The 16,749-nt window shown below is 37.3% G+C and carries 14 protein-coding genes; 9 read left to right on the top strand and 5 right to left on the bottom strand.

Features of this window, described 5'->3' with window-relative positions; all coding sequences use genetic code 11:
* The first annotated feature begins 13 nt into the window (after positions 1-13).
* Complete coding sequence (locus R2Q77_RS13850; protein ID WP_316804323.1) at positions 14-709, top strand: DUF3823 domain-containing protein; 696 nt, start codon at positions 14-16, stop codon at positions 707-709.
* Positions 710-946: 237 nt separating this feature from the next.
* On the opposite strand, the gene R2Q77_RS13845 is transcribed toward R2Q77_RS13850, so the two are convergent.
* The gene (locus R2Q77_RS13845) at positions 947-1,282 is read right to left on the bottom strand and encodes a nuclear transport factor 2 family protein (RefSeq protein ID WP_316804322.1); all 336 of its coding nucleotides are present in this window, start codon (positions 1,280-1,282) and stop codon (positions 947-949) included.
* A gap of 275 nt (positions 1,283-1,557) precedes the next feature.
* Between R2Q77_RS13845 and R2Q77_RS13840 the strand changes: the two genes are divergently transcribed.
* The 3 genes from R2Q77_RS13840 (at position 1,558) to R2Q77_RS13830 (ending at position 6,577) form a co-directional block, all read left to right on the top strand.
* Complete coding sequence (locus R2Q77_RS13840) at positions 1,558-4,800, top strand: PAS domain S-box protein (protein ID WP_316804321.1); 3,243 nt, start codon at positions 1,558-1,560, stop codon at positions 4,798-4,800.
* A 105-nt stretch (positions 4,801-4,905) separates the two neighbouring features.
* Positions 4,906-6,087: an MFS transporter gene (locus tag R2Q77_RS13835; RefSeq protein ID WP_316804320.1), complete on the top strand. Its 1,182-nt coding sequence runs from the start codon at positions 4,906-4,908 to the stop codon at positions 6,085-6,087.
* A 121-nt stretch (positions 6,088-6,208) separates the two neighbouring features.
* Complete coding sequence (locus R2Q77_RS13830; RefSeq protein ID WP_316804319.1) at positions 6,209-6,577, top strand: PleD family two-component system response regulator; 369 nt, start codon at positions 6,209-6,211, stop codon at positions 6,575-6,577.
* An 80-nt stretch (positions 6,578-6,657) separates the two neighbouring features.
* Here the strand turns inward: R2Q77_RS13830 and R2Q77_RS13825 are convergent, their stop codons facing one another.
* Both R2Q77_RS13825 and R2Q77_RS13820 read right to left on the bottom strand, forming a co-directional pair.
* Complete coding sequence (locus R2Q77_RS13825; RefSeq protein WP_316804318.1) at positions 6,658-7,797, bottom strand: hypothetical protein; 1,140 nt, start codon at positions 7,795-7,797, stop codon at positions 6,658-6,660.
* Between the two features lie 18 nt (positions 7,798-7,815).
* Positions 7,816-8,709 carry a TssN family type VI secretion system protein gene (locus R2Q77_RS13820; protein ID WP_316804317.1) on the bottom strand — a complete coding sequence of 298 codons (894 nt, stop codon included), beginning with the start codon at positions 8,707-8,709 and terminating at the stop codon, positions 7,816-7,818.
* Positions 8,710-8,828: 119 nt separating this feature from the next.
* Between R2Q77_RS13820 and R2Q77_RS13815 the strand changes: the two genes are divergently transcribed.
* Positions 8,829-9,767, top strand: coding sequence for a type VI secretion system baseplate subunit TssG (locus tag R2Q77_RS13815; RefSeq protein ID WP_316804316.1), 939 nt, complete (start codon positions 8,829-8,831; stop codon positions 9,765-9,767).
* Between the two features lie 2 nt (positions 9,768-9,769).
* Here the strand turns inward: R2Q77_RS13815 and R2Q77_RS13810 are convergent, their stop codons facing one another.
* Positions 9,770-11,644: a type VI secretion system baseplate subunit TssF gene (locus R2Q77_RS13810; RefSeq protein WP_316804315.1), complete on the bottom strand. Its 1,875-nt coding sequence runs from the start codon at positions 11,642-11,644 to the stop codon at positions 9,770-9,772.
* A 26-nt stretch (positions 11,645-11,670) separates the two neighbouring features.
* Positions 11,671-12,105: a GPW/gp25 family protein gene (locus tag R2Q77_RS13805; RefSeq protein WP_316804314.1), complete on the bottom strand. Its 435-nt coding sequence runs from the start codon at positions 12,103-12,105 to the stop codon at positions 11,671-11,673.
* Positions 12,106-12,293: 188 nt separating this feature from the next.
* On the opposite strand from R2Q77_RS13805, the gene R2Q77_RS13800 reads away from it, so the two are divergent.
* Genes R2Q77_RS13800 through tssR form a run of 4 tightly spaced genes read left to right on the top strand, consistent with a single transcriptional unit; the run spans position 12,294 to position 16,746 of the window.
* Positions 12,294-12,815, top strand: coding sequence for a hypothetical protein (locus R2Q77_RS13800; protein ID WP_316804313.1), 522 nt, complete (start codon positions 12,294-12,296; stop codon positions 12,813-12,815).
* Between the two features lie 9 nt (positions 12,816-12,824).
* Complete coding sequence (locus tag R2Q77_RS13795) at positions 12,825-13,313, top strand: type VI secretion system transmembrane protein TssO (RefSeq protein ID WP_316804312.1); 489 nt, start codon at positions 12,825-12,827, stop codon at positions 13,311-13,313.
* Between the two features lie 30 nt (positions 13,314-13,343).
* Positions 13,344-14,321 carry a PKD domain-containing protein gene (locus R2Q77_RS13790; RefSeq protein ID WP_316804311.1) on the top strand — a complete coding sequence of 326 codons (978 nt, stop codon included), beginning with the start codon at positions 13,344-13,346 and terminating at the stop codon, positions 14,319-14,321.
* 49 nt (positions 14,322-14,370) lie between these two features.
* Positions 14,371-16,746 carry a type VI secretion system protein TssR domain-containing protein gene (gene tssR, locus R2Q77_RS13785; protein ID WP_316804310.1) on the top strand — a complete coding sequence of 792 codons (2,376 nt, stop codon included), beginning with the start codon at positions 14,371-14,373 and terminating at the stop codon, positions 16,744-16,746.
* Positions 16,747-16,749 lie beyond the last annotated feature (3 nt).

Genomic DNA, 16,749 nt, shown 5'->3' with positions numbered 1-16,749 from the left:
AAATTACAGACACATGAAAAAAATATTCATATTCCTTTCTTTTTTACTGGTGGCATTGGTTAGTGCCTGTAAAAAAGACAATTACGAATCGCCTGATGCAGAACTTTCGGGCAATATAGTAGATGCTGCAACCGGTAAAAATATACCGCAGCAAACCAATGTAAGCGGGGGGTACCTCCAGCTTTTCCAAACCGATTACGCTAAACCATCTGCCATACAAACGGCATTGCATCCAGATGGAAGTTATAACCGGGGCTTTATGTTTAGCGGTAATTATAAGGTAGTGCCTACAGGCCCGTTTTTTTATTTTGATACCTTAAATGTGCAGGTAAGCGGATCAACAAAACTCGATATAAAAGTGGTTCCTTATTTAACTGTAACCTGCGAAGTGCTTAGTAAAACAAGTACCAGCATTACGGTAAGGGTAAAAGTTGCGCTACCTGCGCAAAATACACAGAAAATTGCGCGGATATTAGCCGTAGCAGCGCCTTTTAACACGGTTGATGTAAATAATTACATTGGCGATAGAGGATTAACCAATACCGAAGCAATTGATAATGCTGTAGTAACAATCACCAGTTACGATTATACAATTGGACAATTAAAACCATCTACCCTGTATTATGTTCGCGGCGGTGGCAGAACAATAAACACGGGAAATTATTATAACTATTCGCCGATGCTGGAAGTTACAACAAACTCACAATAAGGTAGAGTATGTACTAAAAACGAATTCTATTACCTATGTTTTTTTAACAGGTGTTGCGGTAAGCGCACCTGTTTTTTTGATTTTCTTTTACACTACATTTCGATTTCAAAAATGAATTTTTGATTTAAAATGGGTTTGACAATATAGGTTTTTGGCCTAAGCGGATGTTATATCATTTTTGTCAAAACAAAAAACTTTCTGGTTCGTGTGTTTGAAAAAGATTATAATTGAGTTTAGTTAAATTACGAAAGCCTGTAATTCAAATAGCTTGCCATCCCGAAATTTCCAAACATCGCAGTAATTAAAGTCTACCATTTTTCCATCTTTATCCTTCATACTGATCTTGCCTACCGCAGTTACAAATTCGCCTTCTTCAATCAGGGTTTCAACCATAAATTTTGGTGGTTCGATGTAAGCCGTTTTAAAGTAAGCTCTTACCGCTTCTTTGCCTTTTAAGGTCTGGTCACCAACAAATATCCAGTTGGTATCATCAGTACAGAACGATAGAAACTTTTCATAATCGCCTGCAGCAATTGCTTCATTAGCATTTTGGAGTATCTTTTTATTAATCATGGTCATTTATGCTGAATGTTTTAGAGCTTAGAAAGCTATTTGGTCTATAACCCTAATAATATTAAATTTTTGTAATTCCAATATAGAACATATCCTTCATTACCGCAATACCTGCCTGTCTCTTACTTCAAAAAGATTATGCTGATCAATGAGTAGGCTTTACATAAGTCAACTGCATTTGTTCGGAATTTTTCGAATTTCTAAACTATGTTTTAAGATTTGGTGTTTGTATATTTTATAATGATTTTTACGACAAAATATTTTAGAAACGCCCTATGCAATTTTCCAATGATCAACTTTTAAAGGATGCGGTAAATAACGCCCCAATCGGTATTTGTATACTCAATGCAGATACCTTGGTTAGCGAAATTGTGAATGAAAAATTCGTTGAAATTGCAGGAAAACCATATGGCGCCATATTTGGTCAGTTTTATTGGGATGTTTTTGCCGAAGCCCGACCTTATTATGAGAAAGCTTTGGCAGATGTAATAAAAAGTGGCATTACTTATTTTGCAGAGGAGGCCGAAATCGTACTGCTTCGCCAGGGTCGTTCGGAAAATATTTTTGTAAACTTTGTTTATAAACCAGTAAAAGATGGCCTGGGCATTGTAAAGAAAGTAGCTGTTTGGGCCTTTGAAAATACGGCGCAGGTAACTGCTCGGAAAGAAATTTTAAGCTTGAATGGCGATTTAAAAGCCAAAAATGAGGCGTTGGCCATTGATCAGCAAAACATTAGACAAATGATATTACAGGCACCCGTTGGTATGTGCCTGGTTAGTGGATCTCCACTTTTTGTGGAAGAAGTGAATGATGTTTTCCTGGAAATTATTGGTAAACAACGTGAGCCTTTCTATACCATTCCATACTGGGAAGTAAATATAGAAGCTAAAGCAATTTATGAACCCGTTACTGATGAGGTGATATCTACCGGCGAAACCTATAAAGCTAAAGAGCATGAGATTTTGCTCGTTAGAAATGGCATTCCAGAAACAGTTTTTGTAGATTTTGTTTATGAGCCGATGCGGAACGTAGGAGGCGATGTAACGGGTATTATGATTGTTGCTACAGAAGTAACAGATAAGGTCTTGGCCAGGAAAGTACTTCAAACGCAAAATACTGAAATAGAAGCGAGCGAAGCCCGGCTTGATCAGGTCATTAATCAGTTGCCTGCCAGTATTACCGTATTGATCGGGGAGGATTTTGTAATTGAAAGAACCAATCCTTCCAATCTTGCTTACTGGCAAAAAACGGCCGAGGAGGTTATTGGTAAACCTTTATTAACGGCACTTCCTGAACTTGCAGATCAGGCATTTCCAGTCCAGTTAAAACAAGTGCTGCTTACTGGCATAAGCATTTTTGAAAAAGAACACCCCGTTAGGTTAGTTTCTAAAAATGGAGAAACCAATACCACTTTTGTTGATTATTCTTATCAAGCTTTAACGGATAAAGACGGTAAAAGAACTGGCGTCCTGGTAATGTCGAATGATGTAACAGAGAAAGTCGAATCCCGTAGGTTGTTGGAAAAGCTGGCCGGAAAACTTCAGGGCATAAACGAAGAGCTTGCAGCGTCGAACGAAGAACTTGAAGCGACCAACGAACAACTTTTCAAAACCCAGCATACATTAGAACAAAGTTTAAAAGAGCTTGGGACTAGTGAAGGTAAGTTTCGGTTGGAAAAGCAACGCCTGGAACGATTTTTTATGCAGGCTCCTGCCGGCATCTGTATTTTGGGTGGCGAGGATATGGTTTTTGAGTTGGTTAATCCTTTGTACCAGCAATTCTTTTCAGGGCGAAAGCTCTTAAATAACCCGATATTAACGGCCTTACCCGAAATTAAAGGTGAACCCGTTTGGGACCTTTTGCAAAATGTTTATCAAACAGGTAAAACTTTTGAGGGGCGAGAATTATTAGTGCCGCTGGCCAGAACAGATGGAGGACCACTTGAAGATCGTTATTTTGATTTTATTTATCAGGCACGCCTGGATGAAGATGAACATATTGACGGCATTTTAGCATTTGTTATTGAAGTAACCTCAAATGTTCAAACCCGTAATGAGATAGAACGGAGCCGGGCAGAACTTCAAAAAACTGAACAACTTTTGCGGTTTGCCATCGATGCTGCCGATATTGGTACTTTCAGCTATAATTCAGTAAACAATCAGCTCATTACATCCCAGCGTTTTAAAACACTTTTTGGCTATTACCTTGAAGACGAGGTTTCTTATACAGATGTTATGGAATGTGTGGTTCTACCGTATCGGGAAACGGTTGGTTCCCAAATTGAAGTGGCCATCAGCCAAGGCACAGATTTTCAGATGGAATTTCAGATCAAAGGATTCCATAATGATATTGTCCGCTGGATACGCGCTGTAGGCAAAATAGACAATCATGCAAAACCAGAGCAACAGTTTTTCTCAGGGGCAATTACCGACATCACTGAACAAAAAAAATATGAAGACCAGCTCAAAGATAATGCTGAAAAGAATGCCCGTCTTGCTTCAATTGTAAGTTCAACAGACGATACTATTTTAAGTAAAACCCTTCAGGGAATCATCACCAGCTGGAATCCTGCAGCGGAGCGAATGTTTGGCTATTCAGAATCAGAGGCCATAGGCCAGCATATTTCACTGATTATCCCATCCTCAAGACTAAGTGAAGAAGATTACATTATAGGGCAAGTGAAGGCGGGTAAAAAAATAGATCATTTTGAAACCATCAGAATAACGAAAGACGGAAAGGAGGTGCCTATTTCATTAACGGTTTCGCCAATTTATGATGACAGCGGCCAGGTTACCGGAGCATCAAAAATTGCGAGAGATATATCCGAAAGGCAAAAAGATGAAATCCGTAAAAACGATTTCATCGGAATGGTTAGTCACGAACTTAAAACACCTTTAACATCAATGATTGCACTGATTCAGCTCACGAAGATGCAGTTGTCGAAAAAAGGTGATGAATTTTTAGCTGGAGCAATGATAAAAGCAGAAACCCAGGCTAAAAAGATGACCAAGATGATCAATGGCTTCTTGAATATTTCGAGATTGGAATCCGGAAAAATTTCCATTGATATTGAGCAGTTCGATATGGCCTCCTTATTGGCTGAGTTGGAACACGAAGTTAAAATGACCCACGCTACCCATGAAATTATTTTTGCACCGGTTGAAAAAACCTTCGTAAATGCAGATGTGGACAAGATAGGGCATGTTATCAATAATCTTATTAGCAATGCAGTTAAGTATTCTTCGGCAGGAACTTCAATTTATATTGCCTGTATTCAGAAAGATGGTTATGCAGTTGTAAGCGTAAAGGATGAAGGAATTGGGATAGGTACCAAACATACTGCACTTTTATTTGATCGTTATTACCGGGTAGAAGAGGTGAGTACAAAATATATCGCCGGATTTGGAATAGGACTGTATCTAAGTGCAGAAATTATCGCCCGTCACCAAGGAGAAATCTGGGTGGAAAGTGAGTTAGGGACGGGTTCTACATTTTATTTTACTTTAAAACTCGCTTAAGCGCATTTGTTAGGATTCGTCATCAGTATATTTTTTTAATCAATAATTAATATTTATGTTTTGCTATAATTTGCAAATTTGCATATTATTGGCATAATTTGCAGAATGAATAATGAAAAAATAACAATTAAAGCTAAATACTCAACGCAAGCAATTTTTCTTGTTTGCGGACTGGCAATTTCAAGCTGGGCACCAATGGTACCCATCGCGAAACATAGGCTGGGACTTAATGATGCCAATTTAGGTTTGCTACTTTTGCTTCTGGGTCTTGGAGCTATTGTTATGATGCCCGTTAGTGGTTACCTCACGCACAAATACGGAACACGCATCGTAATTCTGGTTTCGGGTTTAGTGGCGGCAATCTCATTACCATTTTTATTAATTATGCCCGAACCAATTTCAATGGGCATAACCTTATTTATATTCGGTGCAGGTGTTGGAACGATAGATGTTGCGATGAATTCTCATGGAATTCATGTTCAGAACAAATATGGAAAGCCCATTATGTCCTCACTCCACGGTTTATTTAGTGTTGGCGGATTATTTGGTTCTTTAGGCCTCGGTATCTTAATTAAAATGGGGCTTCAGCCACTTGCGGCAGCTATTGCCATTTCAGTGCTTTTAATTGTCATTCTGGTTTTTAATTTTCCAACCTTGTTTACGAAAGCGATTGAAAAGGAAAGTATCGAGAAAGATATTAAAGAAGAAAATGTTCAACAATCATCCCGGTGGGTGTGGCTAAATTTTAGTGTAATTTTTCTTGGTTTTGCCTGTTTTGCCGTATTTCTTTCAGAAGGAGCAATGTTGGATTGGAGCGCTTTATTTCTGAAAGAAAACAGATCTGTAGGGCCTGAACTGGCTGGGATTGGTTATGCTGCATTTTCAATAGCAATGGCACTTATGAGGCTTTTAGGCGACCGAATTGTGGAACGGTTGAGCGGTAAGACAGTTGTTGTAGGCGGCGGTCTTCTTGCTGCTTTCGGAATATTTATTGCAGTAAGTCTTCCATGGTTGCAAACAACTTTATTGGGTTTTGTTTTACTTGGAATTGGTGCGGCAAATATTGTTCCGGTGTTTTTTAGCGAAGGAGGAAAGATAAAAGGAGTTCCAACATCGATTTCTATCCCAGCAATAAGTACTATGGGGTACGCCGGACAACTGGCTGGTCCCGCTTTGCTTGGATTTGTGGCCTATCATTTTTCGTTGCCGCTTGCTTTGGGATTAACAGGCTGTTTATTATTCATTGTTGCCGTTTGCTACGCCCTAAAAATAAAACAGGGGAAATAAGAATAGCTCCGGTCAATACTTGGAAGCGTATTAGTTCAACACCAAGGTTCAAAATGTATTTCTTTAAAGCATATATAAATTAAATTTTTTGATTAAATTTAGGCAAGTAAGCTCTAAAAAAATGACGCAAAAAAGAATACTTGTTGTTGAGGATTACCAATCAAACGCGGATATGGTTGCTCAGGTATTGCGCGAGGATGGTTACGAGGTGAAAGTATTATATGAGGACCTCGATTTTTTTGATATTGCTTTATCGTATAAACCCGATTTGGTTATTATGGATATTAGGCTTCCTAATGCTGATGGGCGCGATTTGTGTAATTTAATGGCTGAACATGCGGAATTGAGTTTTATTCCCGTTATACTGATATCTGCAATATTAGAGGCTCAGTTTGATGACATTCCCAGCAGGGCAATAAGAAATTTTACCAAACCTTTTGATATTAATATTCTTTCTAAAAGTGTTAGCCAAATACTCTCACAGAATTAATTTTTCAGTTCAATAATAAAAAGCTATACCTGGTTTAAAAGGTATAGCTTCATTATAAAATTTACACCGGGAAATACCTTTTAATCAAGCAAGGTCCACGTTTTACGGGCCTGTACCTGCTGTACCACCTGTTGCTCGGCAACCACAATATTTTCCTTACGCTGACCGATGTATTCCAATCCACTCAATTTATTCCAAAGGGCAATAAGTACGCTTAGAAAATCATTTACCGTAGTCATAGATTGATTGATCTGTTTATGGTCGTACACCAGTTCTATCGTTTTGGCTAATAATTCTTCAAAATTACCAGGCGTAACATCTTTCCACTCGTAAAAGTATTTCAGTAACTCTTCCCGTTCTTTAGGGTCGATAAGTTTTACCGCTGTGAAAAAAACGTGCGCCAGGGTAGAAAAATAGCCAACTAAAACGACTGGCGATTCTCTATGGGCAACATTTCTGTATTCATAGAAAATGCCGGCAATAAAGCCAACAATCTTTTCTGAAATTAAGCGTATGTTTTTGCCTAAAGGGGTAATGTTATCCCGGCCACCGGTTTTATCAATAATTTTAAAAGAAGCCAATTGCAAATCATTAAGCAAAACATTAAAAGTTTCGTAATAACGAATTAATGTAGGATGGCTGGTAACGGTAGAACTGGGTGGAATGTAACTTTTATTAATCGTTAACCTGCCGTTCTCATGGTAAACCTGTCCAATCATTAGAAAATAATTATCAGGCATTTGGCTGGCAACCTCATTTTCGGGCAAAACAACTATACTATATGCTTTCGCCAGTTCAGGATACCTTAAAGGACTTTCTTCTGGATCTGGAGTGCCTGCAGGAACCCGGTTAAATGGGTTTACCACTAAAAGAATTGCATAATTACGGGGCTCAGACTGTCCAAAATAATGGCTGTGCATTAAATTATCCATGGCATCGCTCTGTACAATATCTATGTGGCAGCCTTCTGGGGTAATTGCATTACAGTGTTTAACCCTAATTTCGATATGGTTGGTGGCCTTTTCCAGGATTTCGATATCATGAGAACTGTTGTAACCAATAAGTGGCGGTAAAAAACCGTAATTGCTATTATTGATGTTAAGCGATACCGCATCCCGCACAAAATCTTGTAAATAAAGATCGCTTGCAGTAAAATGGTCGCTGGAAAGTTTCATTCCATTGATCCAGTTTATCGATTTATATTTTAAAGGCTTAATCATAAAAGAGGGTTTAACTGGTTAGATATATATAGCATTTTCGCCTGCTTCAGTAGATTTATTTACATTTTCTGATACGCGCTTTGCATAGATAGTCATTTTCTCCGAAATACCGTTTTCTGTAATGTCCAAATCGGGATCAATAAAAATATTACGCTTAAAGAATGAAGTCTTAATAAAGAAAATCCATCTATAACCATCCTGGTCTTCATCCCTGAATTCAATCGGATTTCGGGCAAATTTTAGGTTGTAATCATCAATAAATTTATGAAACCAAATGCCAAAATTCATGTTTTCAGGTGCTTTAACCTTTACTTTTAAGGGTTCTGGATCAATACTTTTTTTGTAAAGCTCCAGTTCTAAAACCAGCAATTTGTCGAAATCCACATGGTCCATATTAATATCCAGTGGTGTTACCGGATACTGCCATATTTTGTAAATTTCTGATGGGATATTGAGCAATGAAACATAAGCCCACCAAAAAATAAGTGGTACAAAAAAACAAATAATGCTGCCTGCGCCCCACCAGCCAAAGGCCACATCGCTTAACCAGTTAAATGCCAGTTGATAAAGATAAACCGAAAGCAAAGTGGAGATAAGCGTTGCAAAAAAAATGAAAACCTTTCTTTCTAAAAGCGGCTCCGCATAGTACCTGGTTAATAAATAAACATAAAGGGTGCCGGATAAAAGATAGAAAATACAGCAAATGATGTATCCCCACGGCATAAAACTAAAATTAAGAAAGCCTAAAAAACCTGGAATTGCCAAAATAATACCGATAAGCAGAACACTTACGATAAGTTTTTTGTTGTTTAAAAATTGGTTCTTTTTATTGATGACGGAGAGCACCACTGTAGAAACCAGGAAAATTAAAGGAAATAAGAGGTAACGGATAAATAATGATTGAACGTCCATTGTTAAAATTAGATATAATGTAATTACAAATATAGTATCTTTAGTACTTGGTTAAAATGATTAATTTGTTTGATAATAAAAAGTTAAACCTATAACAAAGAAGCAAGCTTAATGTTTAAATGAAAAAAAGAACGCTAATTAGTAACGAGATTTTTACAGATTACAAGGCAGTGGCCCAGGCTGCAGACCTTATTGAGCGCAACATTGCAGATGCTGACCAGATTGAGGTAGTTCCTCTTGGTGCCGATAAAAGAGCTTTTGCCAAGGATATAGAGGGAATTTCGACCTATTATTCAGAAAAAAGAAGACAGGAAAGAATCCGGATCAACACCAACCGGGAAGGTTTGTATGATATGCTGCCTGAAGGACTTTTCCATCGTCCACCGAGGGGTAATGCAGACCTGGACGAAGAAGGCATGATGAAAGATATTCGGGAAAGGAGGGAAGAAGAAAAGCAAGCCAGATTGTTTTTTAGCCCTTTTGATGTAGAATTGAATCATGCCCGCCTGTTAACCGAACTGTATGAAAATAAGCTCGATAAAAAAACGACCTATACACATTTAAGCCAGATTTTTCAATACGGATGGAACGAATTTAGTTTACTTAATAAGGAACAGAGTATTATTTGGATGCATTTGTTGCCCGAAATTCAGAAGAAAAGAAATGATATTGGCTTTATATCAATGATTTTAACCGCGCTTTTTAATGTGCCCGTGGAAATTACAGACACATCGAGCACCATAAAACCAATGGCCATTGCAGAAGATTTACAAATGCAACTTGGTAAAAGTGCTTTAGGTATTGATACCATTATAGGTAATAATTTTATGTCTGATCATAGCCGTTTAACCGTTCATATTGGGCCAACCTCGCCACACGACCTCATTGAATTTATGCCAGAACAAAAAAACAGGATAATCATGGATATGGCCATTAGCTATCTTATTCCCGTTGATGCCGAAGTTAGTATTGAATTGCTTACGGCAACAAATTTTCAGGAAAGCTTTCTGCACACCGATTCGGAAAGTAATTACCTTGGCTATACCGTATATTTATAATTTTAACTAAGTACGTTGTAGGTTGCCGCTTTAAGCTGTATTCTATAATGTACGTTCATAATGCTGCGTAATTTAAGTTTAGATAGTGTAAGCGCCAGCAGTTCATCCCAGTCTTGTCTGGATAATTTACTGCCCTCTGCGGGGTCAATAATAATGTCTGTTGTTTTAATAAAACCCGAGTTTGGTTTCGAATCCATGACCAATCCTTTGGCGAGGATTATATTTTTAACGTTGTCTCCCAGTTCAAATTTACAAAAGTTAATTACATCAGCCTTTGTAATCACCTTATCGCCGGTGGTTAATCCATATTTATAAGCCTGTACCCGGTTCACCGCATTTAACTTAGAACGCCCGCCTTTGGTTTGCGTTAACAGAAAAACACGATCAGCTACTAATTTTTGGTTGTCGTGTACCGACAGTTTACTACCAGTACCAATTTTATTGGCATCTTCGCTTTGCGTTACCCAAATGTCAAGAAAAACAATATCCGCATCATCTAAGGGTTTAACAATAACGTAGCTGGGCAATTCTTTTATAGATTTTAAAACCGTTCTGCTTTTTTGTTCAATCAAGGCAATATTTTGTTCCAGATTTTTTAAAGCATTGGTTAAAAAGTCAGGGCCATAGGCAGAAAAAGCCGCCTTTTCATCCCTCAATAACTCAAAAAGATATTCCATAAGCTCCTTTGCATTTCGGGTGTCAAACCGTTCAGTGCCTCCGTAACGTATAGAAAATGAGCCGTCACCTTTTTCATTTTCGTTGGTGTAAGGAATTTCATTGTAACCCTTGCCCTTATTATCTTTTAAACTTTCTACCGCTAAAATCTGTTCCAGATCTTCGGTTTTTATAGGTACAACATTGTTCATCGTTTTAAGGCGATGTTTAATTTGGGTTAGTTTTTTATTTACAACCGGGAAAGCATTTATAAAAATATGCAGCTCATTTAACATATCTTGTGTAATGGCTGCAGGAAAAACTACTTTTAGCCAGTTCACTTTGTCAAGCTGATTTAAATTTTCCTGCTGAAAAACCGTTGAAAAAATAGCGGGCCAACGTTGGTCTTCAGTAACCTTAAAATCATTTAAATCGCCCAGGGTAATAAACCTGTTGCTGTAAAACTGCAACACATCAGCCTTGATTAAATTAAGCAGCCGTTTATGATGGAAAGGTGCTTGTGTTTGTCCGGAAACGGGCTCATCCATAAACCGTTCCGTGTATGCAGTAATATTGTTTTCCTGAAATGACCATTTCCCGAGCGAAAGCAGATCGTAAATATGTTCGGGCACCGCATAGTTTTTCCAATCGAAAAAGAAATTTAACTTATTAAAATCCATCCAATCGTTAATTCCGCTTAATCCAATGTAAATGGTATTTTTTTCAACAGTAAAGCCGGGGATGGCATTAAATAACGGAGTTTTATTAAGAAATTCGACTTTTTGAATAGAATTTCCGGTAACCACGTATTTTATCTCCGCTTTTTGAAGTTTAACCGTTTGTAAAGGACTAAAGAATATGTCGGTTTTTTTATTTGCCGTATTGGCATCATCCTGTTGCAGGTTGTTCTTTTTTACTGAAAAATGGGTGAAAGGAGAGATGGAATCTTGCTGTTCAATAGGCCAGGCATGTACAATAGCGTGTGCAGGCAAAGCAGATGTTAAATGATCAGGCGCTAAAATTCTGCTTATTTTATCAAAAATTCGGTTCTCCAGATTTTTTACATCGTTGGCGATATTAAAAAGTTCGTTGCTTATCGCCTCAAGAATTAATTTTACGAGCGGATCAAATTCGTTACTATCCTTAATGCTCCAGAAATCTTCAGCATTTTTTAAAATTCTATTCCGGATTTCTTCTTTTGACGAATAAAAAACTGGTTTCATGTGTAGAGTATAATGGTCGTTAATTTTTATGTAGATAGAGGGCTGAGGAACAAAGCGATATTAAAAAAATATTTTTCACCTGTGGTCGTTATTAAACCACGAACACTAATATCAACCTTTTTTTTAATCTCGGTAATCTTTCTTAAAGGGTAAACGTTTTCTACCTCAGCAATTCTAACTTCTACCTCTGTTTGATAAATTCGGGACTCGTATTTGGTTATTGATTTTAGTAAGGATTTACGGAATTTCTCCTCCCACATGCTCTCACTAACGATAAGTTCAAAGTCCAGGTCCCAGATTTCACACCCGTAATCATGGTTGTGCCTGTTTTCCCCATAACGCGTAAAAATGATCAACTCCAGGTGGTTTGAAATCGATTTTCCAAAGTCAGTAGCTTGAAAATCAACACCCCTGAAAATGTTGTCAAAACGGAAGGGTTTATTGTAAAAAAAATCTGACACAGGCTTTTGGCTTAAAGTTTGTTAAAATTATAATTAATATTAATAAAAAAAACCTTTTTGTACTCAAACAACAGAAAGTGTAAATTGTTATAGAACAGGATTAATCTTTAGAGATTTTTTGTGGATTGGTGGGTTTAGATTAATCATTTAGTAACCAAAGAGTATGTGAATAAACCAATATAAACAATATGAAATCCATTAACGCGCTCGAGATCAAAAGATCTTACACTATTTTTATTCTTAATTTTATCTTTCTTACCGCTTTTTCAATTCTTTGCATCTTTTTATTTTTTAATGCATCAAATCGGGAATACGAATTGCTTGATCAAAAAGTTAAAGAAACAGAAAAACTCTCCTCCCTTAGAAAAGAGATCAATGTCAACTTCGATCTTGTATTGCTTCGCTTCAAAGAGCTTTCCCGCTACCGTACTTATAATGCAGATGAATTGAGTAAACAAAGCATTCTGCTGGAAGACATTCAAAATGCCAACAATAAGATAAAATCATTAATAGATAAAAAGCCAGTTTCGAGCATTAGTTTTAAGCTGTACGAAAAAATGAACAATAATGTAGCCACTATGGCTAACCTGCAGGATTCTTTATTTACCAGCAGATATAGTATTGAAAGTTATCGGGATCAGTTAGATAACTGTTTAAAAGCAAACCGTTCAGCAGTTACCAGGATTCGCAGTGGCCGCTTTGGCCGTTAAATTACTATTATGATAAAACTTAGTTTAAAAGAAAGAAGAGAACAGTTTCTATTTTTCACAGGCCTGTTTGTGCTTGCCGTTGGCTTACTTGGTTTCGGTATTTTCTACAGTCCAAAATCACCTTATCAAATTTCTAAAACAGAACTTGAGCTTAAAATAAGCGAAAATGAAGCATTTGAAGATATGGTGAAAGAAACCATGCCTACTATTGATACTACCTATAAACAAATTATACGCTTTGACCCAAATGTACAAGCTGTTTTTTTGAAAAGTGACATTCAGAATTCATTAAATTCCATTAAATCTGCTTATGAAAGGAAGGCTTCAGATTCCAGGTATAAAACCTTTATACAAACCTCGCAGTTATACGATATTCTGTTTTACGATAAGCAGGAAATGAAAGGAAACCTGAGGGATATTGAAGGATTAAAGAGAAACCTCGATGACTGCGTGATCTCTCGGCGACAACTGCAGCAAACCATGTCTACACAAAGATAAAAAACTAAAAATCAACCTAAAACGCTAATCATGTCTGACTCAAACACCAAGCAAGTAAGTTCAAATTCACAAGGCTACGTTATACTGTATATTTTATTAGCTGTACTGCTTTTAAGTGGCCTTATTTTTCTATTCAAAAGTTCACTCTTTGAAAAAAGGGCCGTAGATGCCCGGATTTTGAAAGATGAGATTTATTTAAATGAAGATTTAGTTTATACCGATAATACTAATAAAGCCACCAAATGGAGCTGGGAATTTGGAAATGGTGATAAATCTGCAACTCAAACCGGTTCTTATCATTATACTAAACCGGGCTCTTATATTATACGATTAACTGTAGACGGAGAACTTAGGGAACAATTTCCGGTAAATGTACGCGATACAGTTAGAGCCATTATAGATAGCGTGTTAACCATCAGCGGCCCCACCGCCGGTGTAATTAATGAGGAAGTAAGGCTGGAGGGAGATGGAGAAGGTAAAAATTTCGAATGGTCCTTTGGCGAAACCGGCCGGGTAGATGTTAAAGGGAAAACAGCTCTTTATACATACAGGGCACCAGGAAAATACATTGTTCGCCTTAGAACAGATAAAAGTCCACGCCCGGTATACCATACCATATTTATTACCGATCCCAATGCAGAAATTGTACAGGATCTTGTTGCTCCTGGAGATGGCGAACGTAAAACCATTGATGACATTAGGGCACGACTACAGGCCATTGCAAATGGGGCCGATTTCAATTCAAACTATTATTATTTAATCAATAAGTATATGTGCAGCAACGAAAAGGTTGCCGTAAACGTAGAAATGAACGGGAAGAAAAAACAAACCGATATTTATTCTTATTGTATGGGATTAACCTTTGGAGGCGAAATCGCGATTGATGAGGCGCAACTCAGTATTAAACCAAATTCTACCTGTGCCAACCTGCTCAACATCAAACAACATTCTTCAGCAACCCAGCCAGCTCAGCCTGCACCTGCTGAAAGTGCTGTTAAAGCCCAATAAATTAACCTAAAGAACCAATTATTAAATTAAAAGCTCAACATAAAATACTATGAAAAGATATTCTGTTCTCTGCATTCTGTTCTTAGGGATATTTACCGCACAGGCGCAATCGCCTGCATCTTTCGGGAAAAAGGTTAAATACATGCCTAAAACTTACGAAAAGCCATCAGAAACCATAAATGTTAACGAAAGTACCAGCAGCAGCAGCTTGCCCTGGATAGTATTTTCAGATCGGGATGATAATTATACAACTACCGCTCCCGGTGGAAGTTTGATTATGAAAAAATTGAGTTTTATGGAACCTTTTTATGTATCTAAAGAAGAAAACGGATACTTAAAGCTCATAAAATATAAAGCGGGAATGATTAGGGGAAGAAAGATAAACGATAAAAAAAGCGCCATCAGTTACGGCTGGATTCCGAAATCTAAATTGCTTTTATGGCAGCGTTCTTTCTCTAACCAAAAAACGGGTTATGCCGAAAAAGCAATCGGTATTATCAATGGTAAAAACCCTTTAACAGAATCTAAATTTTATTACGATACCACCGATTCTATATTAGTATACAATACACCCGAACTTAAGGATAGAAGAACAAAAATACGTTTGCACGAAATTGCCTATATCTTTAAAAAATCTGAAGATGGTAAAAAATACCTAATCGGCTCTGACGATCAGCTGATTGCAGATACAGCTTTAAAAAGTATTTATGGATGGGTTTCTGCTGATGCCATTCATAACTGGGGAGATAGATTATACATTACTTCGGTAAAACCAGGTAATTATGATGTGGATGATTCTACTGCTTTGGCGATTAGAAATGGCCTTGGCGGTGGTCAGAATTTTGTGATAGACCCACTTTTGCAAAGAGAAAATATAATTTTAAGGAGTGTCCCAATTATTGCAGATAATGAAGGAAGCTACTCTATAGGAATCGCAAATGATGTTTATAATAAAAAGGACAATAAGTTATTAACCATAAACGGTTCATGGCTTTCCTACCAGGATTACCTGAATCTGCGTAAGAATAAACGCAAGGTTAATGTTGTTTTCGTAGTGGATGGAGGCAGTGCCATGATGAAGTATTTTTCAGGAATGACCAATACCATATCTTCTTTCGAAAGTGCTTTAAACGATTTTGGAAAAGGAACCAATGTAAGTTACGGTGGTGTGGTGTATAGAGGTAACAATGGCTGCTCTGTACCAGGTATTTTTGTAAACAACATTCAGGGAGATTATCGTGAGCTTATGGCCTTTTTAGGCAACCAGGCAAAAAATACGGATAAGTGCAACGGGGAGGTAGTTAATCAGCCTGTGTTTGCAGCCATAAGTGCAGGCTTAAATCTTTTTAAAAAGAAAAAGGATGAAACCAACCTGATTATTTTGGTGGGTAGTACCGGTAATACCGGTGGTGCAAATAATACATTGATTAATCAGTTAAGTGAGCAGGTTGCTCAAACAGACGCCAGAATACTTGCCCTTCAGGTTTACAGCGATTTTGATCAGTCATTTAATAATTTCGTCATCGAATCACGTAAATTGGTGTCCGAATCAGCTATTCGCACGGCTGAGTACCGGAAAAATACGACCGTTAAAGGTGAAGGTTTAAAAAATTTCCAGCCTTATAACACCAGTTTGCAGGATTCTATTTCTTACTATTTGGATTATCCAACAAATAGTTTAATACAGGGCGGGGTAGTTTTTCCAACAAAAGGTACAGTAAACTCAAATCAGAGTATGACTGTTGCCTTGCGTCGTTTTGTAAAGCAAACCAATATAGATATTTATACACAAATTAGTTCGCTTGACAGTGCCTTTAGGTTAACCGGTATTTCCCGCAAAAACTTAGCACCGGATGTTGAAGCGATGCTTCCGCCACCTGTTGGAGAGGAAGTAGCAGATCATATGCCCCATAATGCTTTTAAATATTATTCTACAGCAAACTTATCTGCCGATGCCGTAAAAAATAACCACACTGCATTACAATACGCAATCGTATTAAATAATATGGAGTACAAGCAAATTGTAGATGTATTCTCAATCATGCTTGGCGAAAATCTGCAACAGGATCAATCCTCTTTCAGAAGTAAACTGGTAAAAAACTATGCTAAATTGCCGAAACAACTTTTAGGCATGAATATGTCAACCAGTAACGTTAGAGCAATGACCTTAGCTAACTATATTAAACTGGTTACCGGTTTGCCTGTAAGTAATGAAATGCTTACCCAATATACAGTTGGGGATTTAAAAAACAATTCAAAAATGCCTTTAGAGCAATTTGAAGCCTATATTAAGTTGTTAAACCAATCTGTACAGCAAATTAAACGTGCCACGCAAATAGAACAGCAGTTTTTATCGAACGGAAAAACCTACTATTTCATTACCGAAAATAATTTTAACCAGGCAATTATGCCAAAAATCAATTAGGAT

Source organism: Pedobacter nototheniae (genome assembly GCF_032678625.1).
Taxonomy (GTDB): domain Bacteria; phylum Bacteroidota; class Bacteroidia; order Sphingobacteriales; family Sphingobacteriaceae; genus Pedobacter; species Pedobacter nototheniae_A.
The sequence above is the reverse complement of the archived record's forward strand: the minus strand, read 5'-3'. Positions and strand labels throughout refer to the sequence as shown.

Coding starts and splice junctions, on each gene's coding strand:
- R2Q77_RS13795 (WP_316804312.1), top strand. CDS start 12,825: ATGATAAAACTTAGTTTAAAAGAAAGAAGAGAACAGTTTCTATTTTTC.
- R2Q77_RS13845 (WP_316804322.1), bottom strand. CDS start 1,282: ATGATTAATAAAAAGATACTCCAAAATGCTAATGAAGCAATTGCTGCA.
- R2Q77_RS13810 (WP_316804315.1), bottom strand. CDS start 11,644: ATGAAACCAGTTTTTTATTCGTCAAAAGAAGAAATCCGGAATAGAATT.
- R2Q77_RS13815 (WP_316804316.1), top strand. CDS start 8,829: ATGAAAAAAAGAACGCTAATTAGTAACGAGATTTTTACAGATTACAAG.
- R2Q77_RS13820 (WP_316804317.1), bottom strand. CDS start 8,709: ATGGACGTTCAATCATTATTTATCCGTTACCTCTTATTTCCTTTAATT.
- R2Q77_RS13800 (WP_316804313.1), top strand. CDS start 12,294: ATGAAATCCATTAACGCGCTCGAGATCAAAAGATCTTACACTATTTTT.
- R2Q77_RS13790 (WP_316804311.1), top strand. CDS start 13,344: ATGTCTGACTCAAACACCAAGCAAGTAAGTTCAAATTCACAAGGCTAC.
- R2Q77_RS13850 (WP_316804323.1), top strand. CDS start 14: ATGAAAAAAATATTCATATTCCTTTCTTTTTTACTGGTGGCATTGGTT.
- R2Q77_RS13830 (WP_316804319.1), top strand. CDS start 6,209: ATGACGCAAAAAAGAATACTTGTTGTTGAGGATTACCAATCAAACGCG.
- R2Q77_RS13840 (WP_316804321.1), top strand. CDS start 1,558: ATGCAATTTTCCAATGATCAACTTTTAAAGGATGCGGTAAATAACGCC.
- R2Q77_RS13825 (WP_316804318.1), bottom strand. CDS start 7,797: ATGATTAAGCCTTTAAAATATAAATCGATAAACTGGATCAATGGAATG.
- R2Q77_RS13835 (WP_316804320.1), top strand. CDS start 4,906: ATGAATAATGAAAAAATAACAATTAAAGCTAAATACTCAACGCAAGCA.
- tssR (WP_316804310.1), top strand. CDS start 14,371: ATGAAAAGATATTCTGTTCTCTGCATTCTGTTCTTAGGGATATTTACC.